At 34.2% G+C, this 9,229-nt stretch carries 6 protein-coding genes and 1 pseudogene; 4 read left to right on the top strand and 3 right to left on the bottom strand.

The genetic code is table 11. The annotated features are described in order from the left end of the window. Positions 1-197 (top strand): annotated as a pseudogene (locus ACTG3Y_RS12795) (nicotinic acid mononucleotide adenyltransferase); the annotation flags it as partial. 77 nt (positions 198-274) lie between these two features. Here ACTG3Y_RS12795 and ACTG3Y_RS12790 read toward each other — a convergent pair. Together ACTG3Y_RS12790 and ACTG3Y_RS12785 are read right to left on the bottom strand one after the other, a co-directional pair. Next, positions 275-3,121 carry a TonB-dependent receptor domain-containing protein gene (locus ACTG3Y_RS12790; RefSeq protein ID WP_439153313.1) on the bottom strand — a complete coding sequence of 949 codons (2,847 nt, stop codon included), beginning with the start codon at positions 3,119-3,121 and terminating at the stop codon, positions 275-277. A gap of 65 nt (positions 3,122-3,186) precedes the next feature. After that, on the bottom strand, positions 3,187-4,458 hold the full coding sequence (locus ACTG3Y_RS12785) for a hypothetical protein (protein ID WP_439153312.1): 1,272 nt from the start codon (positions 4,456-4,458) through the stop codon (positions 3,187-3,189). 242 nt (positions 4,459-4,700) lie between these two features. On the opposite strand from ACTG3Y_RS12785, the gene ACTG3Y_RS12780 reads away from it, so the two are divergent. Both ACTG3Y_RS12780 and ACTG3Y_RS12775 read left to right on the top strand, forming a co-directional pair. Further along, positions 4,701-6,041 carry a deoxyguanosinetriphosphate triphosphohydrolase gene (locus tag ACTG3Y_RS12780; protein ID WP_439153311.1) on the top strand — a complete coding sequence of 447 codons (1,341 nt, stop codon included), beginning with the start codon at positions 4,701-4,703 and terminating at the stop codon, positions 6,039-6,041. 82 nt (positions 6,042-6,123) lie between these two features. Then, on the top strand, positions 6,124-6,288 hold the full coding sequence (locus tag ACTG3Y_RS12775; protein ID WP_439153310.1) for a hypothetical protein: 165 nt from the start codon (positions 6,124-6,126) through the stop codon (positions 6,286-6,288). Here ACTG3Y_RS12775 and ACTG3Y_RS12770 read toward each other — a convergent pair. Beyond that, entirely contained in the window at positions 6,268-8,052 is a 1,785-nt protein-coding gene (locus ACTG3Y_RS12770) for a 1-deoxy-D-xylulose-5-phosphate synthase (RefSeq protein ID WP_439153309.1), read from the bottom strand. The two genes, ACTG3Y_RS12775 and ACTG3Y_RS12770, sit on opposite strands and share 21 nt — an antisense overlap. Positions 8,053-8,214: 162 nt before the next feature. Between ACTG3Y_RS12770 and ACTG3Y_RS12765 the strand changes: the two genes are divergently transcribed. Further along, the coding region (locus tag ACTG3Y_RS12765) for a M36 family metallopeptidase (RefSeq protein ID WP_439153308.1) at positions 8,215-9,229 on the top strand (1,015 nt) is incomplete at its 3' end.

Here is a 9,229-nt window from a genome sequence, read left to right as displayed (position 1 = left end):
AAGTTCATGGAGAATGGAAAATGTATGACCTAGAAGGTAATAAAATTGCCTTAGGTTCTTATGAGAATGGTAAGAAAGTAGGAAAATGGTTTTTCTGGGAAGGCGAGTCCTTAAAGGAAGTAGATTACATTGACTCTAAAATTGTTAGTGTAAATAAATGGGATAATAAAACCAAAGTTGCTGTTAGAAACAGATAGTTCCCCTTAATAAACATAAAAAGGCTTACCTTAATTGGTAAGCCTTTTTTTATTAAACTAACTTAAAGATATTCTCCTTAGAATTTAAAAGTATAGCCTAAAGAAAATTCTGTTCCTGGATCTCTCAAGGAGAATATTTCATTACTTGTTCCAAACGATTCGTATTCACTTAATCGTTCATCTCCCAACAAATTAGTGACTTTAATATTTATAGATGATCTTTTAAGCTCACCGAATGCTTTATTAAGCGTAAAGTTTAAACTATTAAATGGTTGTGTATATACATCTGGAACAAGACCGATACCAACAACTTCTAATGTTGGTCCTTGTACGTTATAAAAAAGAGCGGTTTGTAACCCAATCTCTGAATTATTATAATCAAATCCAAAATTAATTAAAAATGGCGCTTGACCTTGCATGTCTCGTTCACGTTCAATAGTTTCACCGTCTCTAGCCGCTAAACGTCTACTGTTAAATTCATCTTCTGACATTGTTAATCGAGACTCCATGAAAGAAGCGTTAACAATGACTCTAAGATTATTTAAACCTTCAGAAATAAAGCCTAATCGTTGTCTTGCCTCAATTTCAGCCCCAAATACTGTGGCATCACCTAGGTTACCTACAGTTATTTGAGTTGGTGCTTGTTGAAAGAAAGCTTGCTCTATAGTATCTGTAAAATCTTTATAGAAACCACTTATTGCAAATGTTTGTCCACTGCCTCCAAAAAATTCGTAACGTAAATCAAAATTGTTTACATAAGTAGGAACTAAATCTAAGTTACCTATAAATAAGCGACTTGTAATCGGATCAAAGATTTGTGCAACAGAAGCCTCTTTAAATGACGGTCTTGCTGTAGAACGAAAATATGAAGCTCTTAGATTAGATTTATCATTTAAGGCATATATGAAATTGGCTGATGGAAACAAATCTAGTTCGTCCAATATATTTTCACGCTCATAAGTTCTCGTATTATCTTGGCCAGTGTAAAATGAGTTAAAGGCTTCCATTCTTAGCCCTAACACCGACTTTAAATTTTCAGTAATATTAAATTCAGCTGAGAAATAAGTTGCTCCTATTTGCTGTTCTCCTTCATAAGCATCATTCGGGTTAAAGGTATCAATGGAAATTAAATATGTTCCATTACCACTTCCTGGTGTGCCATCCTCTTGAGTCCAAATGTTATCTGATGCTAACAATTGATTTACATCTCCTCCAGCAATAAAAGAATCTTCTCCTTGGATGTTAAATGTATAGTCATCCGTACTAAAGTCTCTAAACTTATAGGTAAAAGCTCCACCAAATTTTAGTTTTGCAGGTCTTCCAAAAATCTCAACAGACTTATCTAAATCGACTTTACCAGCCCAATTCTCTTCAAGTAAATTTCTCCAAAGTTGTATAGGGAAAGTCGCTGCTGAAGGACTCACAAAAAACTCGCCATTATCTGCGATTTGTAATGGAGTAATTCTATGCGCTTTATCCATAACTTTAGAAAAAGTTGGTGAAAGCTTCCATTCTAGATTTAAAGGATTTTCCTCATTAATACTATTTAATCTGTGCTTACCTGTTAATAATAGATTGGTTATTGAGCGCTCAGTATAGGTAATTGAATTTTTTGTTAACGGTTCTAAACCACCACCAATTCCATCTTGTGAAATAGTTTGATTAAAGAAACCAGCTGTAGATTCCCCATTCTGGATGTGCAATAAATTTGCTTTTATCTTAGATTTATCAGTTTTATAGGTTAATCCCAACATACCGTTTAAAATAACGTTGTTGATACCTTCAGAGCCATTTGAGTCTAATGTGAAATTTAAACTATTATCAGAAGGATCGTTGTTGTTTTTTAAATAAGCACCATCTTGACGATTTTCATAGAAAGTAGTTTCATTTTTATAAGAAAAAGAAGCTTGATATCCCAATCGATCATCTCCGATATCATACTGATTACCTAGAGTGAAACCTAAATCAAAGTTCATTCCACTGGTCTGTTGTTGTGCTCGTAATTCTTTTAAAAATCGATTAGTTAAAGATGTTAGTAACTGTTTGTTTTCAAATGTTCCAGGGATTTGTTGATAGCGATTTATTGGTAAATTACGTGTACCATCATCGTATCCAAAGAAATCTGTATCACTACCATCAGATGTCAAGTATTGATCATTAAAGTGCATGTCAGGATTGTAACCAGAACCCAACGAAATAGAATACTCTGCTTGGGTTGGAAAATCTTTTGTTGCAATATCAACAATACCACCTGTAAAATCGGCTGGTTGTTCTGCAGAACCTGATTTTACTACTATAACGTTATCCACAATGTTAGTAGGGAAAAGGTTCATCTGTATTGTGTTTCTGTCTGGATCTAAACCTGGTATATCTACACCATTAAGAATAGATTTTGTATATCTATCACCTAAGCCACGAACAAATACATATTTACCACCTTGAATAGACACTCCAGGTACACTTTTTACAGCACTAGCAACATTGCTGGCACCAGTACTTTGAATTGCCTGAGAAGAGAGACCATCTAAAACAACTACAGATTTTTTCTGTATGTTTAATACCGCATTTTCAGTATCTCTACCTGTGGAGGTTGTAATTACTACAGTCTCTAAAGAGTTTGTTATCAAAACAACATCTAAGGTAGTTACCACACCGTTTTTAATACTAATATCAGTAACTTCTTTGGTTTCATATCCCACGAAAGAAAATACCAATGTATAAGTACCTTGCTCTAACTCTAGTTCATACTTTCCATCAAAATCCGATGTCGTTCCTTTCGTCGTTCCTTTTACTATAATATTAGCAAATGGTAGAGGTTCATTAAAGTCACCGTCTATAACAGTTCCTGAAACTTTACCTTGAGAATAAGACATTAAGGTTATGAGAAAGAAAACAAAAGTTAGTACTTTTTGTATATTTTTCATATAAAATTTTATATAACCCACTACCTACCTTGTAAGCAGTGGGCTTATGTGTTTAATAGTAATTCTTAGAAGCCTAATCCACCGGCTGTATTCGAATACGTCCAGCTTAAGTTTGAAGTCATAGCTCCAATAGTCTGAGCACCTTCTGTTACGGCTGTAGCAGTTGACCCAAAACCAGAAACAGTTACAGTTTCTGCATTATTTTTAAATATCGTTAAAACATCAGTAACACCAGCTGGTAATACAATTTCCCAAGGACCAAAATTTAGATCTCCGTTGTTATAGTTAGTGGCAACTCCATCGTTGTCTAACTCAACATCTTTTCCATCAGGGAATCCAAATGCATAAATGTTTTCTGTCAATCCTTGTGCGTTACTTCTGTAATCTGCATATTCACCATTAGATGTTACAGAATTACCAATTATTGTAGCATTTCGTAAAGTAAATGCGCCATTTAAAGTACCTTCTGGACCATCGATTTCGAATGCGTGATCAGAGATGTCACCTAAAACAACTACTGCATTATCAACAATACCAGAATAAGCTTGGTCGATATCTATCGCGTCGTCTCCTTGTGCCCATACTAATAAGTTAGAAGCATCAACAGTCCCACCAAAGAATTCAATACCGTCATCTACATTGGCTACTACTTCGATATTGTCAATAAGAGTTCCTCTACCAACACCACCTAAGGTTAGTCCGTTAATTTCGTTTCCTTCACCGATTAAAGCTCCACCATGACGTATAGAGATGTAACTTAATGCACCAGAACTATCTTCTGGATCAGTTCCTCCGTATAATCCAAATGTATCATCAGCAGGTATTCCTTCAATTTGTGCTTCTGGAATATCACCTGAGAATGAACAAGGAGCATTTCCTAATAAAATTAATCCACCCCAAAGACCTCTATCATCTTGGTCTAAATTAGTACCAGCTGTTTGGCCACAAGTAATGTTATCACTTGTAGAAGTAAAAATAATTGGTTGATCAGCAGTTCCTTGTGCATTTAACGTTCCGCCTCTTGCTACGATTAATGCAGACGCTAAAGAACCTGTACCTGCAGAACCTTTAATAATTGTACCTGGATTGATTGTTAAAGTAACACCATCTCCAACAACCACTTTTTGGTTTAATTGGTAAATATTATCAGATGTCCAAGTTGTGCTTTGCGAAATTGCTCCGGTTACGGCAACCACTGGGCAATCATCTCCTCCGTTTGGATTGTTGTTGTTTACAATTGTAGTTTCTTCTATGATAATTGGAGTATCATCATCTTTAAAACATCCAGTAAATACTAGTGTTGAAGCTACTAATGCGATTAAAAGTAATTTTTTCATGAGTTAAATTTTAATATACAGTTTAATTTTTTTTGTATTTGTGATGCAAAGAAACCACGATATTCCATGAGGTAGGTTATACAAAAATTAAAGATTTGTAATTAAAAGGTTAGTTTACTGTTAGCTTAATATTATGTAGATTTATCTTTAGGAAACAATTTGGTAACATTACGATCTATCTCAATTTTTTGTAATCAAATCTATAGCAATTTATCTATCTTGCATCTTCTAATATTAAAACCATGAATTGGGAACAACTACTATCCTTAAAACGGTATGGCGACACTCATAAACGATTACGAAAAGAACAAGATGAGACGCGTCTTGGGTTTGAAGTAGATTACGATCGTATTATATTTTCTTCAGAGTTTAGAAGCCTTCAGGATAAAACTCAGGTCGTTCCATTATCTAAAACAGATTTTGTCCATACACGCCTAACGCACAGTTTAGAAGTTAGTGTAGTTGGTAGATCTTTAGGACGGAGGGTGGGCAAATTGCTTTTAGAAAAGCATCCACAATTAGAGCAAACGCATGGCTACAAAATAAATGATTTTGGAGCTATTGTAGCAGCAGCTGCATTGGCACATGATATAGGGAATCCACCATTTGGACATTCTGGTGAAAAGGCCATAGGTTCTTATTTTAAAAATGGTAATGGAGCCGAATTTAAATCATTACTTACGGATAAAGAATATCAAGATCTATGTGATTTTGAAGGGAATGCCAATGGGTTTAAAATTTTAACTGAAAGCAGAAATGGAAGAAAAGGTGGTTTGAGATTGAGTTATGCAACTCTTGGTGCTTTTATGAAATATCCTAAAGAGTCCTTACCGAAAAAGCCAACGAGCCATATAACAGATAAAAAATATGGTTTCTTTCAGAGTGAAAAAGATATGTTTAAAGATGTTGCATTAGAATTAGGTTTGCTTGAAAGAAGTAAAACAGATCTGAGTTATCAACGCCATCCACTAGCGTTTCTGGTAGAAGCGGCTGATGATATTTGTTATACTATTATTGATTTTGAAGACGGCATTAATCTAGGGTTGATTGATGAAGACTATGCCTTAGAGTATTTAATCAATTTGGTAAGAGACAAAATTATAACTAAAAATTACAATGCACTAAATACCACTCAAGACCGTGTAAGTTATTTACGTGCTTTAGCTATTGGAACTTTAATAGATGAAGCTGCGTCAATTTTCATGAATAATGAAGATGCTATTTTAAAAGGTCAATTTTCTACAGGACTATTAGATGTAAGTAATTATAAGGCACAAATTAAAGATATTATCTCTATAAGCATAAAAAATGTTTATCGTTCTAAAGAAGTTATAAATAAGGAGATAGCAGGATTTGAGATATTAAATCAACTGCTGAAAGCTTATGGTAAAATGGCCTATAATGCATACCAAGATGAATTGTCTCATTACGATAAACTGATAGCGAGTATGTTGCCAGAGTCTGTTGTATTGAGTACAGATTCGTTGTATGATAATTTATTAGCGGTCTGTTTGTATATCTCGAAATTATCAGACACAAACGCCATGTTATTGCATAAAAAGTTAAAAGGAAACATTCTATAGCGGTACACTTCGTCGAATAAATTTGATTTTTAACGATATATTGTTTTACTTTAACTCGTAATTAGCCTTAAAACACCTACTTATGAGAAATAATATACTTGGAGGCTTAGTCATTTTCATGGTTGTTTTGACTTGCCTATTAATGCTAGATGATATTTCTAAACCTAGAGAAACGTCTCCTGAAGTAAATACTACTGACATTGAAAATGTAGAACAATCTAAAGATTTAGCTGTCGCTGAGCATTGATAACACCTGTTCAATTTTTTGTCTTATAGAATTAGAGTCCAATTTTTGAAGTTGCCTTAATTGGTCTATGCTACCATGTTCAATAAATTCATCCTCTATGCCTAGAGTAAGGATTTTTTGCGTGTAGTTATTTGTATTGGCAAATGCTAATATAGAACTACCAAAGCCACCTGTTCGTGTGCCTTCTTCAATTGTTATAATGGCCTCATAGGTATGGAAAATTTGATTCAGAAGTTTTACGTCTAGAGGTTTTACAAATTGCATATCGTAATGACCAATCGCATCTTTGTTGTTGAGTTCTGAGATAGTGTTTTCAACAACAAGAGCAAGTGTTCCGATAGTAAGAATCGCTATTTTTTTGCCTTCTTTCAGACAATCACCTTTTCCAATTTCTAGTTTTTGAAACGGTTTTTTCCAATCTAAAAGGTGTCCTTTTCCTCGCGGATATCGTATAGCAATAGGAAAATCTATTCCCAGCTGAACAGTGTATAAAATGTTTCTAAGAGCAACTGCATCTCTGGGAGCAAATATGACCATGTTAGGAATACAATTTAAATATGCTAAATCAAAAACACCATGGTGTGTAGCTCCATCTTCACCAACTAAGCCAGCACGATCTAAACAGAATATTACAGGTAAGTTCTGTATAGCCACATCGTGTATAATCTGGTCATAAGCACGTTGTAAAAATGTAGAATAAATATTGCAATAAGGAATTAACCCTTGTGTTGCCATTCCTGCAGCAAGTGTTACGGCATGCTGTTCTGCTATACCAACATCAAACGCACGTTCTGGTATAGTTTCCATCATATATTTTAGAGAACTTCCGGTAGGCATGGCAGGTGTAATTCCTGTAATTTTTTCATTTTGTAATGCCAATTCCACAATAGTTTCACCAAAAACATCTTGATACTTTGGTGGTTGGCTAGCGCCAGATTTAGCAATGAGTTCACCTGTACTAGCATTAAACTTTCCTGGAGCATGATATTTAACTTGGTCTAATTCAGCCTGTTTTAATCCTTTGCCTTTGGTGGTGATGACATGCAAAAATTTTGGGCCTTTTACTGATTTTAATCGTTCTAATTCTGAAATTAAAAGCGGTAGATCATGGCCGTCAATTGGACCAGAATAGTCAAAATTTAAAGCCTCAAATATATTGTCTTGTTTTTCCGTACCTTTTTTTACGTTGGTGAGATATTGTTTTAAAGCTCCAACACTCGGATCGATACCAATAGCGTTATCGTTCAGAACTACTAATAAATTAGCATCTGTAACTCCAGCATGATTTAGACCTTCAAAAGCCATTCCACTAGCAATAGAGGCATCACCAATCACAGCAATATGATGCTTATCTTTACCTTTAAGCTTTGACGCAATAGCCATACCTAAAGCCGCTGATATTGATGTTGATGAATGACCAACACCAAAAGTGTCGTACTCACTTTCACTACGTTTAGGGAAACCACTAATACCGTTTAATTGTCTGTTAGTTTCGAAAATAGCTTTACGACCAGTCAGTATTTTATGTCCATAAGCTTGATGGCCAACGTCCCAAATTAATAAGTCTTCAGGTGTGTTAAAAACATAATGTAAGGCTATGGTTAATTCTACAACTCCGAGACTTGCTCCTAAATGGCCCTCTTTTGTGGCAACTATATTAATGATGAAATCACGTAATTCTTTAGCAAGATGAGATAAATCCTTAGCATTTAATTCACGTAAATCTTTTGGTAAGTTGATATGTTTTAGAAATCCTATGGACATTTAGCAAAGCTACATATTAAAAAAGATTTGTCGTTAAAATATATTTAGAAACATCCCTCACTGATTTCATTTTAAATATTGTAATTGATTCCTTATTTTTGAGAAAAAGAAAATAAACGAAAAGTTTAATTATTATAACTTTTCTACCCTTAACTGATTGCTATGATAAAAAATTCTCTTCGTATTGTATTGCTGTTTGTAATAGCGATATCTTCTATTAATGTGTACAGTCAAAATAGTCTTGAATCTTCAGAATTTGGAGAGGTCATTACAAATTATCTAAATGATAGAAAATCTGATTTCGATTTTGAAGATGAAGACATTGCAAGACTTGTGGTGAATGATCAATTTTATTCAGAAATCACAGATTTAAACAATGTATATGTAAATCAAACATTTCAGGGTATTAGAATATACAATGCTATAAGTAGCATTGCCATTAGAAATAATGAAGTGTTTTACTATGCGAATAGATTTCTTAAGGATATTGAGGAGAAGGTAAATACCACCAATCCATCTCAATCTCCAGTAGCAGCAGTAAATAGCTTAGCTAATAATTTTCAGTTAGGTGTAGTGCAGAATTTACAACAGTTAGAAGCTAATGGTTATAAATTTATTTTTTCGAATGGTAATATTTCAACAAGAAATATTACTGCCGAATTAGTTTTTGTAAATACTGAAAATCAGTTGAAATTAGCCTGGGACATTATGGTTTATGCCAATGATGATAAGCATTGGTATAGTACAAGAGTAGATGCTGTTACTAATGAGATTATTGAGACTAATAATCTAATTTTAACCTGTACGTTTGATAGAGACCATACACATAATGAGGCTTCTAAAGATTTTAACTTTTACAACAACGTAAGTGCTCCATCAACCATGTTGGTAGATGGCTCTAGCTATAATGTTTTTGCATTGCCGACAGAAAGTCCAAATCATGGTCCTAGACAAATAGTTACTAATCCGGCAAGTACGTTAGCATCTCCTTTTGGATGGCATGATGATGACGGTTTACCTGGTGCTGAATATACTGTTACAAGAGGTAATAATGTATTAGCACAAGAAGACAGAGATGGCATTAGGTTTACGCCAGGTTTTACTCCAGACGGTACAACAAATTTAAATTTCGATTTTCCATTAGATATGAATCAGCCGCCAGAAGGCTATGAAGAGG

It is taken from the genome of Winogradskyella sp., from assembly GCF_965656915.1.
Lineage (GTDB): Bacteria > Bacteroidota > Bacteroidia > Flavobacteriales > Flavobacteriaceae > Winogradskyella.
Note: the sequence above shows the minus strand (reverse complement) of the source record. Positions and strands in the feature narration are given on the sequence as shown.